Origin of the sequence: Micromonospora sp. CA-240977 (assembly GCF_050942285.1) — a bacterium.
In the GTDB taxonomy this organism is placed as follows: domain Bacteria; phylum Actinomycetota; class Actinomycetes; order Mycobacteriales; family Micromonosporaceae; genus Micromonospora.
Genome location: NZ_CP192055.1, coordinates 5,614,894 through 5,630,566 on the forward strand (window position 1 = coordinate 5,614,894; position 15,673 = coordinate 5,630,566).

Here is a 15,673-nt window from a genome sequence, read left to right on the forward strand (position 1 = left end):
GCCTGGGGAGCACCGGCTCAGTCATAGATCGCCTCCACCAACCACTGCCCGGCCTCGACGGCGAGCAGCAGGGCGGTGCCGTCGGCCAGGCAGACCTGGAACCGTGCCCGCCGGCGAGCCTCCGCCGGGGACCACCACCGCTCGTCCACCGGCCACGGGCCGGCCCAGCCGACGATCTCCGCCGGCTGGCCGGTGCCGACCACCAGCCGGGTGGGCGGAGCGCTCACCGCCAGCCGCGCGCTGATCGTCACCGCCTCGCCGACGGCGTCGTGCACTGCCGCGGCGAGCGGGCTGGGCAGCACCACCGCCGGCGCGGGCGCCGGCAGCCGACCTGGCCACGGCGGAACTCCGGGGCGGGCGGGGAGACGTTCGTCGCCCCACGGCACCAGTCGCACCTGGTCGGCCGGGGAGCGACCACCGCCGAGCACCGCGGTGACCACCGCCTCCGGGCCGAGGATGCCCTGCACGCGGCTCAACGCCCGGTGTGCCCGTTCCCGCTCCTCGCCGGCCTCCCCCCACAGGCCGGCCTGCAGACCGGCCTGGGCGATCACCCCGTCCGGGACCAGCCGCAACCGGATGATGCCGGCCGTCGGCCGGGCCGGTCGGGCACCGGTACGGCCGTTGCTGCCGGAGAGCCAACCGTCGAGCTGCCAGCGCACCCGGTCGGCGATCGCCGCGGCGGTGAGCAGGCCATCGTGCCGCCACACCCGGTGCAGCTCCTGACCGTGCTCGGTGACCGCCTCGATGCCGAGCCGGGTGCAGGCCAGCCCGTGCCCGGCCAGCCCCTCGTGCAACTGCTCGGCCAGCGCGCGGGCCGCGAACGCCGCCGCGTCGACCCGGTCGATCGGTTCGTCGTACCCCGCGGTCACCGTCAGGTCGGCCGGTGGCTGCCGGACCGCGAGCGGGCGGTGGTCGCGCCCGGCCGCGAGCCGGTGGGCCAGCGCTCCGTCGAACCCGAACCGGGCCACCACGTCGCCGGCCGGCAACGCGGCGAAGTCGCCGAGGGTCCGCACCCCCAGCCGGCGCAGCAGGTCGGCCAGCGCCGACCGGCCGAGCGCCTCGACCGGCAACCCGGCCAGGAACTCCGGTGTCCCGCCCGGTGCCACCACCCGGCCGGCGCGGGCGGCCAACCCGGCCGCGAACACCCCGTCGGCGATGCCGACCTGGCTCTCCACGAGGCACGACTGGGCGACATGCTCGATGATCCGCTCGGCGGCCGCCTCCTCGCCGCCGAGGTAACGGCCCGGCCCCCGGGCGGCCACCGCGCAGGCGCCCGGACGGACCACCTCCACGCCGGCGACCAGCTCCTCCACCGCGGCGACCACCGGCTCGAACGCCCGGGCGTCCCGGCCCGGGTCGTACTCCACGACGGTGAGTTGCGGGCAGCGACCCTGCGCCTCCCGCTTACGCAGACCGCGGCGTACCCCCTCGGCGCGGGCCCGCTCGGAGCAGGCGACCACACGGTTGGCGTGCAGCACGGCGACCGGGCCGGTCGCCGGCACCCCGTCGACGATCTCGGCGGCGAGCACCGGCCAGTCTGGGCACCACAACAACAGGGTGCGTGCCGGAGAACCGGTCACCCCCGACCGACCAGGGCAAGCGGCGCGGCCGGTCGGCCCACTGTCGACGGCACCGTGCGGGGAATGACCCGGGTCAGCTCGTCACCCGGGAGCCAGACCTTGATCTCCTTGGGTCGGGCGGCCGCCCCGCGCCCGCGCGCCGAGACGGTGACCTCCCGGCGGCGCAGCCGCCCCCGGCCCTGCCCGAGCCCTTCCCACACCCCACGGACCACCCGCAGTGTCACGTCCGCGCCGTCCCACCGGCCATACGGGACGAGCACGCTGCCGCGCTGCCGGGCCCGGGCGGCCAACCGGGTGGCGACCGAGGCGGAGACCGTGGCCGGCACTGTGGTGACCACGACGTCCACCCCGTCGATCAGCGCGGCGACCACGGTGGCCCACTCGGGGCCGGGATTCGGCACCAGGGCCAACCGGTCCAGGGCGATGCCCAGCTCGGCGGCCGCACCCGCGCCGAACGTCGGCACACCGACCACGGCGCACCACGAGCCGGCCCGGGACGCCTCGGCGAGCAGGGCCAGCATCAGCGAGGTGCCGCCGCTGCGCTGGGGCTGGCCGGCGGCAACCGCGATGGTGCTCCCCCGGCGCAGGCCCCGGTTGGGCAGCAGACCGGTCAGCTCGGGCGCCACCGGCAGCACCCGATGGCCACCGACCGGGTCGGGCGCGCTCGCCGGGCGCACCAGATCGGCCAGTGCGGCGGAACCGACCACCATGCGGCCCGCCATTGGACCAACCCCCCGTCATTGCTGTGGATCACATTCAGGACCGGCACGCCGTGCCACCGGCCGCCCGGCTCCCCCCGCGGGGCGGTCGGTGGCACGGCGGGATCATGCGGCGAGGCCGTCCAGGGCCGGTTGGTGGGCCACGCCCAGCGCGGTCTCCACCACCGTGACGAACTGTTCGGCGGCGCGGAGCAGGTCGTCGGCCTCCCGGGCGCTGACCACCCGGGGGATGCCGGCCTCGGCGGCGGCGCGCTTGCTGGCTCCGGCGGCGAAGAATCGGGACCACTCGTCGAGCTCCGGTGCGACGGCGCTGAGGAGGACCCAGACGCTGGTGATCCGGTTGCGCCGACTCGGCGCGGGCCGGGCCCGGGCGGCGAGCAGGGCAGCCGCCGCCCGCAGCGCCGCCAGGTGGGCAGCCGCGTAGCGCAGGCCGTCAGGTCGGGTCTGGCCGGCCTCGACCAGCCCGCGCCGAGCCAACGTGAGGAGTTGGGCGGGGGTGCGGTGCGGCAGCACGTGCGCCGGCACCGTTGGTGCCTGAGCCGGGTTGGTCGGCATGGGTGTGTCTCCTCCACGTGGCCGGGCGTCGCCTCGGCGCGTTGGTGCCGCCGACGAGACGCCGAGGTCGGGTGGTGCGGAGGAAGACGCACCGGGTGTGGCCGGCCGGGTGTGGACGCTTCCCCACACCACACCCGGCCGGCGTACCGGCGGGTGCGTCGCCCGCTGCCCGGGGGTCGTGGGCGGCGGGCGACGCTCCTGCCTGTCGGGACCAGGCTCGCGACTGCCCGGAAACCCAGGTGCGGCCCGCGGAGCCGCACCGCCCGGAGTTGGCGCCGCGAAACGCCGCGCTCCGGCTGGTTGGAACGGGCGTTCGAGGCAATCGAACACTCGTTCTAACTGCTGCTGACAGTACACCTCCCCACCGACGAAAATGCAACGTGTGGCGCGCCGGCCGTGCGCCGGAGCACGCGCTCCACGCGGGGGGAAACCACGTGGCCGGCTGAACCGCGCACCAGCGGGCCGGGAAGAATGGCGGGATGCAGCCACACCCGAACGTACGGGCGGTGCAGGACGCGCTCACCGCCGCCGGCGCGCTCGACGGCGCCGGCGAGCCCAGCACGATCCGCCTGCTGCCCCACGCGGTGCCCACCGCGGCAGCCGCCGCCGAGGCGCTCGGCGTCGAGGTCGGCCAGATCGCCAACTCGTTGATCTTCGACGCGGACGACGCGCCGCTGCTCGTGCTCACCTCCGGCGCGCACCGGGTGGACACCGCCGGCCTGGCCGCGTCGATCGGGGTCACCCGACTGCGCCGGGCCACCCCGACGTTCGTCCAGGCGCACACCGGGCAGCCGATCGGCGGGGTCGCCCCGCTCGGGCACCCGCGCCCGCTGCGCACCCTGGTGGACACGGCGCTGGCCACGTACCCCGAGATCTGGGCCGCGGGCGGCGTACCGCAGGCGGTCTTCCCGACCACCTACGCCGAACTGCTACGGGTCACCGCCGGCACCCCGGCCGAGGTGGCGTGAGCGAGCCGACCAGCAGGGACAGCGGCGCGGCGCCCGTGCCGCGCAGCGGTGGCGTGCGCACGGCGCCGGAGCTTGTCACCCTGCACGTCTGGCGGACCTCCCCCGGCGCGCTGCCCGGGGCGTTGACCCGGATGGCGGTGGACCCCCGCCGGCTGCGGGCCCTCCCCGGCGTCCGGTTCGGCAAGCTGCTGGGCACCGGGACCGGCACCGGCTTCGGGCCCGGCGACGCCGACCTGACCCGGTGGGCGGCGCTGACCGTCTGGGACTCCCCCGCCGCGGCGGCCGGCTTCGACGACTCGCCGGTCGGCCGCGCCTGGGCCCGCATCGCCCGCGCCCAGGCCCGGGTCGACCTGCGTCCGCTGACCAGCCGGGGCGAGTGGTCCGGCCGACGACCGTTCGGCGAGCCCACGGGCGGCCGGGTCACCGGCCCGGTGCTGGCGCTGACCCGGGCCCGGTTGCGGGCCCGCCGGGCGGCCACCTTCTGGCGGGCGATCCCGCCGGTGGCCGCCGCCCTGCGCGACGCGCCCGGGTTGCTGGCCCGGTTCGGGGTCGGGGAGGCACCCCTGGGTTGGCAGGGCACGGTGAGCGTGTGGCGCGACCCGACAGACCTGGTGGCGTTCGCGTACCGTCACCCGGAGCACCGGGCGGCGATCATGCGAACCCCCACCGCGGGCTGGTACGCCGAAGAGCTGTTCGCCCGGTTCGAGGTGCGCGACGTGGTCGGCGACCGGACGGTGCTCGGGTGGGTCGCCGACGGTGACCCCGAAACGGTGAAGGGTGGACGGGCATGAGGTTGGTGCGCTGGACGCCGGACGATCTCGTCCGGCGGCTGGACGACGTGGTGGCCGTCTACGGCGAGGCGATGGGATACCGCACCGACCTGCTGGAGGCCCGCCGCGGCTACATCGCCACCCACGTCCGCCGGCCGGGTTTCCGGGCGGTCGCCAGCCTGACCAGCGAGGGGCACCTCGCCGGCTTCGGCTACGGCTACCTGGGCGCCTCCGGTCAGTGGTGGCACGACCAGGTGCACCGGGCACTGGACGCCCCGACCCGCCAGCGCTGGCTCACCCACTGCTTCGAGGTGGTCGAGCTGCACGTCCGGCCACCGGCCCAGGGCCACGGCCTGGGCACCGGCCAACTGCGCGCGCTGCTCGGCATGGCCGAGGGCGACACCACGCTGTTGTCCACCCCGGAGGCCGACGAGCAGACCTCGCGGGCCTGGCGGTTGTACCGGCGCTTCGGCTTCGTCGACGTACTGCGCAACTTCCACTTCCCCGGCGACGAGCGACCGTTCGGCGTCCTCGGTCGAGATCTGCCGCTCGAGCCACCGGCGTCATGACCCGGCGGATCTCCTGGACACTGCTCGCCGTCCTGGTGCTCGCCCAGATCTGCTACCCGCTCACCACCGGCGCCACCAGGGCCGGGCTCACCGTGGCCACCGTCGTGCTCGGGTGGCTGCTCTCGGTGGGCCACGCGCTGCTCAGCCGGGGTCCACGGGTCGCGGCGGCGCTGGTCGCGGTGGCCACCGGCGGTGGGTTCGCGATCGAGGCGGTCGGGGTGGCCACCGGCGTGCCGTTCGGCAGCTACGACTACTCCGGTGAGCTGGGTCCCAAGCTGGCCGGAGTGCCGCTGATCATTCCGCTGGCCTGGACCTGGATGGCCTGGCCGGCCTGGCTGGCGGCGGTCCGGCTGACCGGCGGCGGCACACCGGCCGGCGGCAGCGGACCATCGGCCGGCGGTGGGGCGAGCGCCGGCCGCTGGGCGGGGAGGATCGCGCTGGCCACTGTGGGGCTGGCCGCCTGGGACCTCTTCCTCGACCCGCAGATGGTGGCCGAGGGCTACTGGCGGTGGCGGGACGCCACCCCGGCGTTGCCCGGCCTGGCCGGCATTCCGGTCAGCAACTACCTGGGCTGGCTGCTCTTCGCGGTGCTGATGATGAGCGCCCTGCGTCCGCTGGCCGGGCCGGCCGCCGCGCACACCGACCGGCGCGACGACCCGATGGTCGGGCTCTACCTGTGGACGTACTTCTCCAGCATCCTGGCCCACGCGGTCTTCCTCGACCTGCCCGCGTCGGCGCTCTGGGGGGCCGCCGGCATGTCGGTGACCGCCGTCCCGCTGGCGGTGACCCTGCTGCGTGCCCGCCGTGGCCGTACCACCCGCCGGGAGGACCACCAGCCGCACCGCCCCGGCGTCGACGCGACCCGATGACCGTCCTGCTCGCCCTGCTGATCGCCGTCGCCGCGCTGACCGGACACACCTGGCTCAACGCCGCCGGATGGCTGCGCCGACCCACGGACCGACCCGACGAGGTCGACGATCCGGTCGCCGTGCTGCTGCCGCTGCGCGACGAGGCCGCCCGGGTCACGCCCTGCCTGCGCGCCCTGCTCGCCCAGCGCGGTGTGCCGGGGCTGCGCGTCGTGGTTCTCGACGACGGGTCCACCGACGGCACCGCCGACGTGGTCCGCGCCGTGGCCGGCGACGACCCCCGGGTCACGCTGCTCACCGGGGTCCCCCCGCCGCCGGGCTGGCTGGGCAAGCCGCACGCCTGCTGGCAGTTGGCCACCCGGGCCGACCCGGACGCCACCGCGCTGGTCTTCGTCGACGCCGACGTGGTGCTCGCCCCGCACGCGGTCGCGGCGGCCGTCACCGAGCTGCGCGCCGCCCGCGTGACGCTGCTGTCGCCGTACCCCCGGATCGTGGTGACGACGGCGGCCGACCGGCTGGTGCAGCCGCTGTTGCAGTGGCTCTGGTTGACGTTCCTGCCGCTGCGCGCGATGGAACGCTCGCCGCGGCCGTCGCTGGCCGCGGCGGGCGGGCAGTTCCTGGTGCTGGACCGGGCCGGCTACACCGCCGCCGGCGGGCACGCCGCGGTCGCCGACAAGATCCTGGAGGACGTCGAGTTGGCCCGGGCGGTCAAGCGGGCCGGTGGGCGGATCGCCCTGGCCGACGGCTCCCGGCTGGCCACCTGCCGGATGTACGACGACTGGCCGCAACTGCGCGACGGCTACTCGAAGTCGCTCTGGGCGTCGTTCGGGCACCCGGGCGCGGCGGCGGTCGTGGTGGCGGCGCTGCTGCTGCTGTACACCGCCCCGCCGCTGATCGCGCTTGCGGGTGTGGCGGCCGGCGCGCCGGGGGTGGTCGCCGGGGGCCTGGCCGGCTACCTGCTCGGGGTGGCCGGACGGGTGCTCACCGCCCGCGCGACCGGAGGCCGGTGGTGGCCCGACGCGCTCGCACACCCCGTGTCGGTCGTGGTCCTCGGTTGGTTGACTCTGCGGTCGTACCATCTGCGAAAGCGACGCCGCCTGACCTGGCGGGGCCGCCCGGTCAGCTAGGAGGGCGCGGCATGGCGCGGATCGTGGTCGTCGGCGCCGGGGTGGGTGGCCTCGCCACCGCCGCCCGGCTGGCCGCCACCGGGCACCAGGTGACCGTCTTCGAGGCCGCCGACACGGTCGGTGGCAAGCTCGGCCGGTACGCGCACGACACCCCGGCCGGTCCGTTCCACTTCGACACCGGGCCGAGCCTGCTCACCCTGCCCGAGGTCTTCCACGACCTGTTCGAGGCGACCGGGGCGAAGCTCGACGAGTACCTGGACCTGGTTCCGCTGGACCCGATCGTCCGGCACGTCTTCCCCGGCGGCCCGACCCTGGACTCGTGCGCCGACCCGGTGGAGTTCACCACCCGGATCGGGGCGGCCCTCGGCGACCGGGCGGCGGCCGACTGGCAGCGGCTGTGGCGCCGCGCCGAACGGGTGTGGCGGGCCTCCGAGCGCGACATTCTGCGCCGTCCCGTCGATTCCCCGCGCGATCTCGCGTCGCTGGCCTGGCGGCTCGGCGACCTGGCCGCCATCGCCCCGGGTCGCACCCTGCGCGGGTTGGGCCGCGGGCACCTGTCCGACCCGCGGCTGCGGATGCTGCTGGACCGGTACGCCACCTACACCGGCGCCGACCCGCGCCGGGCGCCGGCGGCGCTTGTCGCGGTCCCCTACGCCGAGCTGGCCTTCGGCGGCTGGTATCTGCGCGGTGGGCTGGGCACGCTCGCCGACGCGCTGCTGACCCGCTGTCTGGATCTCGGCGTGGTGGTGCAGACCGACGCCACTGTCACCCGGATCGACGCCACCGGTGGCCGGGTGCACGGGGTACGCCTCGCCGGCGGCGCCGCGCCGGTGCCCGCCGACGTGGTGGTGGCCAACGTGGACGCGCTGACCGTCTACCGTGACCTGCTGCCGCACCCGGGTCGGCTGGCCGGGCTGACCGACCGCAGTCTCGCCGGTTTCGTGCTGCTGCTCGGTGTCTCCGGCAGCACCGGGCTGGCCCACCACACCGTCTTCTTCCCGGACGACTACGACGCGGAGTTCGACGCGGTCTTCGGAAACCCCGGGCGCGGCGTACGGGCCCGGCCGGCGGTCGACCCGACGGTGTTCGTCACAGTGGCCGACGACCCGATGGTCCGTCCGGCCGGGCACGAGGCGTGGTTCGTGCTTGTCAACGCGCCCCGCCACGGCAGCGCGGCGGGCGCTGTCGACTGGCGACGCCCGGGGCTGGCCGACGCGTACGCCGACCGGATCCTGGAGGTGCTGGCGCGGCGCGGCGTGGACGTGCGCGACCGGCTGCTGTTCCGCGAGATCCGCACCCCCGCCGACCTGGGCGCGGCGACCGGCGCGCCGGGTGGCTCGATCTACGGCACCGCCGGCGGGTTGCTCCGCCCCGCCAACCGGGGCCCGGCGAACGGGCTGTGGTTGGTGGGCGGCTCCGCCCACCCGGGCGGCGGGTTGCCGATGGTGACCCTCTCCGCGCAGATCGTCGCCGACGAGATCGGCCCCGCCTGGTAGGGCACCGGCGGCTCAGCCGGCGTCGAGCAGGGCGCGCCGGATGCTGGAGAGCAGTTGCCCGAGGCCGAAGCCGGCCAGCAGCACCCACACCGCGGTCGCCATGGTGATGGTGCCGGCGGCCAGGTCCGTCTCGATCAGCCCGGCCAGCCCGGCGACCACCAGGCCCGCCAGCGCCACCGAGACCCGGGTGGGGCGTTCCCCGACGGTGACCGCGCCGATGTCGCGCATGCCGGCGGCGACCGCCCGGGCCCGCACGTACTCGTGCAGCCAGGACAGCGCGCCGCCCGCGACGACAAGCGCGCCGGGCGCGCCGACCAGCCAGAACGCCAGCAGCCAGGCCACCTCACCGAGCCGGTCGGCGACCGAGTCGTAGACGTAGCCGAGCCGGGTGGTGCGGCTGGTGGCGACCGCCACCGCGCCGTCCACGCTGTCCGCCACGGCCGCGAGCAGCACGAACAACGCGCCGAGGAACGGCCCGTCTCCCGGGCGGGTCACCAGCAACGGTACGCAGAAACAGAGCAGCACCCCGGCCACGGTGACCGCGGTGGGGCTGACCCGCAGCCGCCCCAGCACGTACCCGACGTGGTACGCGAACCGCAGCCAGGCGCGCACCACCGGCGCCGCGACCCGAGGGTCGAACCCGCCGTGCAACCGTGCCCATGCCGTGGCGTACTGGTCCCAGTTCAGCTGTGTGCCCACCACGGATCAACCGTCGTGCCGGGCATCAGGTGTCGCAGGCTGGGCATTCACACCCGCGCGCCGGCCTTCAGGTTCTGCCAGACCTCGCGGGTCGCGGTGGACCGGTTGAGGGTGATGAAGTGGATGCCCGGCACACCCTCGTCCAGCAGTCGGCGGCTCATCTCGCTGGCCTGCTCGACACCGAGCCGGCGAACGGCCTCCGGGTCGTCGGCGACCCGCTCGAAGCGGGCCGCCAGGGCCGGCGGGAAGGGCGCGCCGGACAGCTGCACGGACCGCTCGATGGTGCCGATCTGGGTCACCGGCATCACCCCGGCCAGGATCGGGGTGTCGCAGCCGGCGGCGGCCACCCGGTCCCGCAGCCGCAGGTAGTCGTCGGCGTCGAAGAACATCTGCGTGATCGCGAACTCGGCCCCGGCCCGGCACTTGCGGACGAAGTGCGCGGTGTCGCTTGCCACGTCGGGTGAGCGGGGGTGCTTGTACGGGAAGGCCGCCACGCCCACGCTGAAGTCACCGGCGTCGCGGACCAGGCGGACCAGGTCCTCGGCGTAGTCCACGCCCTCGGCGTGGCGGATCCACTCCCCGCCCGGGTTGCCCGGCGGGTCACCGCGCACCGCCAGCACGTTGCGCACCCCCACCCCGGCGAGCCGGCCGATCACGTGCCGCAGCTCGGCGACGGAGTGGTTGACAGCGGTCAGGTGGGCCATCGGCAGCAGGGTGGTGTCGGTGGCGATCCGTTCGGTCACCGCCACCGTGGTGTCCCGGGTCGAACCGCCCGCGCCGTAGGTGATCGACACGAACGACGGGCGCAGCGACTCCAGCTCCCGGATGGCCTGCCAGAGCAGCGTCTCTCCCGCCTCTGTCTTGGGCGGGAAGAACTCGAACGAGAAGGTCGGTTGGCGCTCACGAATGAGCTCCCCGATCGCCGGTTGCGGGTTGGGGAGTACCGAGGGAAGACCGAGCGCCACGACCCGACTCTAGCGGGCGACGCCACCACGGCCCAGGTGCTTTCCACCTCGCGGTCACCTACCGCACCGACTGCCGGGTCCGACGGGCGGAAGGCGTCGTACCCCGGAGGTAGGAATGGGTGGCGTGGGAGGGGCGGCGGGGGCGGCGCCCGGGTCCCGCGCGGGGGTCAGCACCACGCGGTGACGCCGGTCCGGTCCGGGTTCCGGGCGAATGGGTCGGCGCCGCGCCGACGCCCACCAGGAGGACCCGTGACCCCGCCCCGATCGCCGCGCCCGGCGCAGCTCGGTCCGCTGCTGGCCCGGTGCCGGCTGGCCCGTGGCTGGAGCCAGCAGCGCGCCGCCGCCGAGTTGTGCGCCGCCGCCGGGGTGCCGACGCTGAGTCGGCACGAGGTGTCCCGGTGGGAACGACAGCGTCGTGTTCCCGGCGGGTTCTGGCTCGGCTGGCTCGCCGTCGTCCTGGACGTGCCGCTGGTGACGCTCGCCGAGGCCGCCGCGGCCACCCGCCGGGCCGGCTCGACGCGAGCCCCCGGACCGGGCCGCACGGCGGCGGCCGGCACGCGACCGGCGGGGCGCACCGGTCCCGGCCGCGCCGACGGGACCACGCGTGGCGGTAGGGCACGGACCGCGGTGACCCGCTAGCGTCGGTGCGTGACCCACGCTGCCCCCGTCTCTCCCGTCGACCGTGCCGGCCTACGGCAGCGGGTCGACACAGCCCTCAGCGAGTTCCTGACCGGCCAACGGGTTCGACTGGCCGCCGTGGATGACGCTCTGGCCCCGGTGGCCGAGGCGATCGAGGCTTTCGTGCTCGGCGGCGGCAAGCGGCTGCGCCCGGCATTCGCGTACTGGGGGTTCCGGGGCGCGGGCGGGCTCGACGGCGACCAGGTGCTCACCGCCGTGGCCGCGCTGGAGTTCGTCCAGGCCAGCGCCCTGATCCATGACGACCTGATGGACCGCTCCGACACCCGCCGTGGCGAGCCCGCGGTGCACCGGCGGTTCGCCGCCCGGCACCGGGAGGCCGGCTGGGGCGGTGACCCGGACGGTTTCGGCGACGCCGCCGCCATCCTGCTCGGCGACCTGTGCCTGGTCTGGTCCGACGAGCTGCTGCACTCCTCGGGGCTGGACCTGTGGTCGTTGGCACGGGCCCGACCGGTCTTCGACGAGATGCGCACCGAGGTCACCGTCGGGCAGTACCTCGACGTGCTGACGCAGGTGACCGGCGACACCTCGGTGGAACGGGCCAGCAAGGTCGCCCGGTACAAGTCGGCGAAGTACACCGTCGAGCGTCCGCTGCTGCTCGGCGCCGCGCTGGCCGACGCGACGGCCGACGTCCGGACGGCCTACTCGGCGTACGGGCTGCCGCTGGGCGAGGCGTTCCAACTCCGTGACGACGTGCTGGGTGTCTTCGGTGATCCGGCGCTGACCGGCAAGCCGGCCGGGGACGACCTGCGCGAGGGCAAGCGCACCTACCTGGTGGCGGCGGCCGTGGAGAGCACCGACGACGCCGGCCGCGAGCTGCTGCTCGGCCAACTCGGCGACCCCGAGCTGGACGAGCAGGGGGTGGCCCGGCTCCGCGAGCTGATCTCCGCGAGCGGGGCGTTGGCCCGTACCGAGCAGCGGATCGTCACGCTCACCGACGCCGCGCTGGCGGCGCTGGCCGCTGTCGATCTCGACACCGAGGCCCGTCAGGCCCTGGTAGACCTGGCCATCGCCGCAACCCGCCGCTCCGACTGACCGCACCCTCCCCCGGCGTCCCCCCGGGGTCCGCCCTTCTGCGCGTCGATCATGAGGTTAGCGGCGTTCCGCGTCGGCGTGTCGCGCCGCCAACCTCATGATCAACGGGGGCGGAGGGGTCAGAAGCCCAGGGCCTGGGCGCGGCGTTTCACCTCGCGGGCCTGGTCGCCGGAGAGAGCCGCGGCCGGGGTGCCACCGGGGAGGATGTCGTCCGGCTCGTACAGCCAGCGCAGGGCGGCCTCGTCGTCGTAGCCGTTGTCGGTGAGCAGGTTGAGCACGCCGGGCAGGTGCTTGAGCACTGTCTGGTTGGCGACCAGGTCCGCCGGGATGCGGCGGACGCCGTCGCGGCGGACCGCCAGCAACTCCCGGTCACGGATCATCTGGTGCACCTTGCTGATCGACACGTCGAGGCGCTCGGCGACGTCGGGCAGGGTCAGCCAGCCGGCCGGATCGGCGGGGCCGGCGAGCTCCAGGCTGGGCACAGCCTGGTCGGGTACGGGTTCGGTCACCCGACCACCCTGCCACGCCACCGGCGCGACGGGCCACCGGCACCCCGGACGACCGGGCGGAGCCCACTCCTCCGAGCGCCGCTGACCAGCGGATGAGGCAGCGGTGAGCGCAGCGGGACGGACCCGTTCGGCGTCCGGCTGTAGCATCCTGTTCAACCCTCACCCCCTGGACACATAGACTCCCTGCCGATGGACACTCAGGTCGCCGACACGTTGCTGGGCTCGCTTATCGACGGGCGCTACCGCATTCGCGGTCGCGTGGCCCGTGGTGGCATGGCGACCGTGTACACCGCCACCGACGAACGCCTTGAGCGCACCGTCGCTGTCAAGATCATCCATCCGACCCAGGCCCCCGAGGCCCGGGCCCGGATCGCCAACTTCGTGGCCCGGTTCACCGACGAGGCGAAGACCATCGCCCGGCTGACCCACCCGAACGTGGTGGCGGTCTACGACCAGGGCACCCACGCCGGCCTGCCGTACCTGGTGATGGAGTACGTGCGCGGTCGCACGCTGCGCGACGTGCTGGCCGAGCGACGCCGGCTCAACCCGGACGAGGCGCTGGCCATCGCCGAGCAGATGCTCGCCGCGATCGCCGCCGCGCACCGGTCCGGCCTGGTGCACCGCGACGTCAAGCCGGAGAACGTGCTGGTCGCCGAGGCGCCCACCGGCGGTGTCGCCAATCTGGTCGACAGCGTCGTCAAGGTGGCCGACTTCGGGCTGGCCCGCGCGGTCGAGGCGAGCGCCGACGAGGAACAGGGCAACCAGCTGATGGCCACCGTGGCGTACGTCGCCCCGGAGCTGGTCACCGAGGGCCGTGCCGATCCCCGCACCGACGTCTACTCGGCCGGCATCGTGCTGTTCGAGATGCTCGCCGGCCGGGTGCCGTACGACGGGGACCGCCCCGTGGACGTCGCCTGGCAGCACGTCGACAGGGACGTGCCGGCGCCCTCGACGCTGGTGCCCGGCCTGCCGTCGGTCCTCGACGACCTGGTGCAACGGGCGACCCGGCGCGACCCCGACGCGCGGCCCGCCGACGCCGGCGCGCTGCTGGCCGAGGTGCAGGTCGCCCGGGATCGCCTGGGTGACGCCAACAGCCACACCGCAGTGCTTCGCCCGGTCAGCGGCGAGCCCCTCTCCCAGCCGACAATGGTGGTCGCCACGGTCCGCCCCGCCGACCGCCCGTCCTGGGCGCGGCTGCCCGAGGGGGCCAGCAGCCAGGGGCCGGGTCGACGTCGGGCCGCTCCGGAGCCCGCGGAGGGCCTGGGGTCCCGGCTCGCGGCGCTGCGCAGCACGCTGCTGGCGAGCCCGCGCGGCCGGCTGGCCGTCGCGGCCGTGGTGGTGACGCTGGGCCTGGTGGTGGCGATCGGTGGTTGGTGGTTCGGCGTCGGCCGCTACACGGACGCCCCGCAACTGGTGAGCCTGAGCAAGGCCGAGGCGCAGGCGCAGGCCGACCGCGCCGGGCTCACCCTAAAGTACGGTGAGCCGCGCTTCGACGAGCAGGCCCCGAAGGACAGCGTGCTGGGGCAGAGCCCGGCGTCCGCCACCAGGATCGTCAAGGGCGGCACGATCACCCTGACCCTCTCCCTCGGCCCGGAACGCTTCCCCGTGCCGGACGTGATCGGCAAGGAGTTCGAGCTCGCCGAGGCGGACCTGGTCAACGTGAAGCTGGTGGTGGCAAAGGGTGCCCCCCGCTACGACGACAGCCTGCCGGCCGGGGTCGTGCTGGACACCTCCCCCAAGGTGGGCGCCGAGGTCAAACCGGGTGCGAAGATCACCCTCATTCTGAGCCGGGGCCGGGCGCCGGTGACGGTGCCGAACCTGGTCGGTAAGAACCTCAACGACGCGCGCACCGCTCTGGCCCAGCTCAACCTGGTGCTCGTCGAGACCTACAAGGACTCCGACAAGCCCAGGGACGAGATCCTCGGGCAGAGTCCCGCCGATGGCGCCGGCGTGGAGAAGGGCACCCAGGTCAAGCTGGACGTCAGCAAGGGCCCGGCGGCGGTCGTCGTGCCCCGGGTGATCGACCTGCCGTGCCAGCAGGCCAAGCAGGCGCTTGAGAGCCAGGGCTTCCCGGTGACGGTCGCGGTCAACCCGAACGCCGTGGTCCGGATCCAGATCCCGGGCGAGAACTCGCAGGTGCCGCCGGGCACCCCGGTCACCCTCACGTGCTTCTGATGCCGGCGGTCACCTCGCGTCCGGTGGGCGCGCACACTCCGACCTCCGGTGGGCTGGCCAAGGCCGCCCTGCCGTACGCCGACGCGACCGGCGCCCAGGTGGTGCAGGTCTACGTCTCCAACTCGCGGGGCTGGGCGCTGCCCAGCGGCGACCCGGTCCAGGACGCCCTGTTCCGCGACGGCTGCGCCGAGCGAGGCATTCCGGCGTTCATCCACGCCTCGCTGCTCGTCAACCTCGGCTCGCCCACCCCGGCCACTGTCGAGAAATCGGCGCAGACCCTGGCCCACGCCCTTCGTCGGGGCGTCGCGATCGGCGCCCAGGCGGTGGTGTTCCACGCGGGCAGTTCGGTGGACGAGGGGTACGCCGAGGCGGCGATGCGACAGGTCCGCCGGGAGTTGCTGCCGCTGCTCGACTGGGCGGCCGACGCCGACGGGCCGATGCTGCTCGTCGAGCCGAGCGCCGGCGGCGGCCGGTCCCTCGCCTCCCGGGTGGAGCAGCTCGGGCCCTACCTGGACGCGGTGGACCGGCACCCCATGCTCGGGGTCTGCTTCGACACCTGCCACGCCTGGGCGGCCGGCCACGACCTGGCCGCCGAGGGTGGCATGACGGCGACCCTGGACACCCTGGTGGCCACCGTCGGCGCGGACCGGCTGCGGCTGGTCCACGCCAACGACTCGAAGGATCTGTGCGGCTCCACCCGGGACCGGCACGAGAACATCGGCAAGGGCACCATCGGCGAGCCGGCGTTCGCCGAACTGATGGCCCACCCGGCCACCGCCGGCGTCCCGATCGTGGTGGAGACCCCGAGCGAGAAGCAGGTGGGCCACACCGCCGACATCACCACCCTCACCCGCCTGGCCCCACCACCTCGGTGATCAGGAGGTTCGCGTCCTCCGGAGGCCGGAATCCGACGTGCACCTCCCGATCACCGGGTCGTGGCGGGG

General features: G+C 75.0%; 16 protein-coding genes. 10 read left to right on the top strand and 6 right to left on the bottom strand.

Annotated elements, in window-relative coordinates; genetic code table 11:
• Positions 1 to 17: 17 nt before the first annotated feature.
• The 3 genes from ACQPWW_RS25250 to ACQPWW_RS25260 all read right to left on the bottom strand — a co-directional run bounded on the left by ACQPWW_RS25250 (position 18) and on the right by ACQPWW_RS25260 (position 2,854).
• Positions 18 to 1,580: a DNA polymerase Y family protein gene (locus ACQPWW_RS25250; RefSeq protein WP_433125984.1), complete on the bottom strand. Its 1,563-nt coding sequence runs from the start codon at positions 1,578 to 1,580 to the stop codon at positions 18 to 20.
• Positions 1,577 to 2,302, bottom strand: a complete 726-nt coding sequence (locus ACQPWW_RS25255; RefSeq protein ID WP_357250999.1) for a hypothetical protein — start codon at positions 2,300 to 2,302, stop codon at positions 1,577 to 1,579. The genes ACQPWW_RS25250 and ACQPWW_RS25255 overlap by 4 nt, the downstream gene beginning before the upstream one ends.
• Positions 2,303 to 2,404: 102 nt before the next feature.
• Positions 2,405 to 2,854, bottom strand: a complete 450-nt coding sequence (locus ACQPWW_RS25260) for an SAV_6107 family HEPN domain-containing protein (RefSeq protein WP_347659302.1) — start codon at positions 2,852 to 2,854, stop codon at positions 2,405 to 2,407.
• 479 nt (positions 2,855 to 3,333) lie between these two features.
• Between ACQPWW_RS25260 and ACQPWW_RS25265 the strand changes: the two genes are divergently transcribed.
• The 6 genes from ACQPWW_RS25265 to ACQPWW_RS25290 are packed head-to-tail and all read left to right on the top strand — an operon-like array spanning position 3,334 to position 8,650.
• A complete protein-coding gene (locus ACQPWW_RS25265) occupies positions 3,334 to 3,822 on the top strand; it encodes a YbaK/EbsC family protein (protein WP_433125985.1) in 489 nt (162 codons plus the stop codon).
• A 53-nt stretch (positions 3,823 to 3,875) separates the two neighbouring features.
• Positions 3,876 to 4,613 (top strand): monooxygenase, encoded by a 738-nt coding sequence (locus ACQPWW_RS25270; RefSeq protein WP_433134552.1) that lies wholly within the window; start codon positions 3,876 to 3,878, stop codon positions 4,611 to 4,613.
• On the top strand, positions 4,610 to 5,161 hold the full coding sequence (locus ACQPWW_RS25275) for a GNAT family N-acetyltransferase (protein ID WP_145779709.1): 552 nt from the start codon (positions 4,610 to 4,612) through the stop codon (positions 5,159 to 5,161). The genes ACQPWW_RS25270 and ACQPWW_RS25275 overlap by 4 nt, the downstream gene beginning before the upstream one ends.
• Entirely contained in the window at positions 5,158 to 6,030 is an 873-nt protein-coding gene (locus tag ACQPWW_RS25280) for a carotenoid biosynthesis protein (RefSeq protein ID WP_433125986.1), read from the top strand. The genes ACQPWW_RS25275 and ACQPWW_RS25280 overlap by 4 nt, the downstream gene beginning before the upstream one ends.
• Positions 6,027 to 7,154 (top strand): glycosyltransferase, encoded by a 1,128-nt coding sequence (locus ACQPWW_RS25285; protein WP_433125987.1) that lies wholly within the window; start codon positions 6,027 to 6,029, stop codon positions 7,152 to 7,154. Before ACQPWW_RS25280 ends, ACQPWW_RS25285 begins: the two co-directional genes overlap by 4 nt.
• An 11-nt stretch (positions 7,155 to 7,165) precedes the next feature.
• The gene (locus ACQPWW_RS25290) at positions 7,166 to 8,650 is read left to right on the top strand and encodes a phytoene desaturase family protein (RefSeq protein WP_433125989.1); all 1,485 of its coding nucleotides are present in this window, start codon (positions 7,166 to 7,168) and stop codon (positions 8,648 to 8,650) included.
• A gap of 12 nt (positions 8,651 to 8,662) precedes the next feature.
• On the opposite strand, the gene ACQPWW_RS25295 is transcribed toward ACQPWW_RS25290, so the two are convergent.
• Both ACQPWW_RS25295 and metF read right to left on the bottom strand, forming a co-directional pair.
• Positions 8,663 to 9,352 (bottom strand): CDP-alcohol phosphatidyltransferase family protein, encoded by a 690-nt coding sequence (locus ACQPWW_RS25295; RefSeq protein ID WP_433125991.1) that lies wholly within the window; start codon positions 9,350 to 9,352, stop codon positions 8,663 to 8,665.
• 44 nt (positions 9,353 to 9,396) lie between these two features.
• Positions 9,397 to 10,314 (bottom strand): methylenetetrahydrofolate reductase [NAD(P)H], encoded by a 918-nt coding sequence (gene metF / locus ACQPWW_RS25300; RefSeq protein WP_357811829.1) that lies wholly within the window; start codon positions 10,312 to 10,314, stop codon positions 9,397 to 9,399.
• Positions 10,315 to 10,563: 249 nt separating this feature from the next.
• On the opposite strand from metF, the gene ACQPWW_RS25305 reads away from it, so the two are divergent.
• Together ACQPWW_RS25305 and ACQPWW_RS25310 are read left to right on the top strand one after the other, a co-directional pair.
• Positions 10,564 to 10,953, top strand: a complete 390-nt coding sequence (locus tag ACQPWW_RS25305; protein ID WP_433125993.1) for a helix-turn-helix domain-containing protein — start codon at positions 10,564 to 10,566, stop codon at positions 10,951 to 10,953.
• A 9-nt stretch (positions 10,954 to 10,962) separates the two neighbouring features.
• Positions 10,963 to 12,045 (top strand): polyprenyl synthetase family protein, encoded by a 1,083-nt coding sequence (locus ACQPWW_RS25310; RefSeq protein ID WP_433125995.1) that lies wholly within the window; start codon positions 10,963 to 10,965, stop codon positions 12,043 to 12,045.
• 119 nt (positions 12,046 to 12,164) lie between these two features.
• Here the strand turns inward: ACQPWW_RS25310 and ACQPWW_RS25315 are convergent, their stop codons facing one another.
• Complete coding sequence (locus tag ACQPWW_RS25315; protein WP_433125996.1) at positions 12,165 to 12,554, bottom strand: Rv2175c family DNA-binding protein; 390 nt, start codon at positions 12,552 to 12,554, stop codon at positions 12,165 to 12,167.
• A gap of 189 nt (positions 12,555 to 12,743) precedes the next feature.
• On the opposite strand from ACQPWW_RS25315, the gene pknB reads away from it, so the two are divergent.
• Positions 12,744 to 14,729: a Stk1 family PASTA domain-containing Ser/Thr kinase gene (gene pknB / locus ACQPWW_RS25320; protein ID WP_433125997.1), complete on the top strand. Its 1,986-nt coding sequence runs from the start codon at positions 12,744 to 12,746 to the stop codon at positions 14,727 to 14,729.
• The gene (locus tag ACQPWW_RS25325; RefSeq protein ID WP_433125999.1) at positions 14,729 to 15,604 is read left to right on the top strand and encodes a deoxyribonuclease IV; all 876 of its coding nucleotides are present in this window, start codon (positions 14,729 to 14,731) and stop codon (positions 15,602 to 15,604) included. Before pknB ends, ACQPWW_RS25325 begins: the two co-directional genes overlap by 1 nt.
• The last annotated feature ends 69 nt before the right edge of the window (positions 15,605 to 15,673 follow it).

Coding starts and splice junctions, on each gene's coding strand:
- ACQPWW_RS25275 (WP_145779709.1), top strand. CDS start 4,610: ATGAGGTTGGTGCGCTGGACGCCGGACGATCTCGTCCGGCGGCTGGAC.
- ACQPWW_RS25325 (WP_433125999.1), top strand. CDS start 14,729: ATGCCGGCGGTCACCTCGCGTCCGGTGGGCGCGCACACTCCGACCTCC.
- pknB (WP_433125997.1), top strand. CDS start 12,744: ATGGACACTCAGGTCGCCGACACGTTGCTGGGCTCGCTTATCGACGGG.
- ACQPWW_RS25290 (WP_433125989.1), top strand. CDS start 7,166: ATGGCGCGGATCGTGGTCGTCGGCGCCGGGGTGGGTGGCCTCGCCACC.
- ACQPWW_RS25260 (WP_347659302.1), bottom strand. CDS start 2,854: ATGCCGACCAACCCGGCTCAGGCACCAACGGTGCCGGCGCACGTGCTG.
- ACQPWW_RS25285 (WP_433125987.1), top strand. CDS start 6,027: ATGACCGTCCTGCTCGCCCTGCTGATCGCCGTCGCCGCGCTGACCGGA.
- ACQPWW_RS25255 (WP_357250999.1), bottom strand. CDS start 2,302: ATGGCGGGCCGCATGGTGGTCGGTTCCGCCGCACTGGCCGATCTGGTG.
- ACQPWW_RS25280 (WP_433125986.1), top strand. CDS start 5,158: ATGACCCGGCGGATCTCCTGGACACTGCTCGCCGTCCTGGTGCTCGCC.
- ACQPWW_RS25265 (WP_433125985.1), top strand. CDS start 3,334: ATGCAGCCACACCCGAACGTACGGGCGGTGCAGGACGCGCTCACCGCC.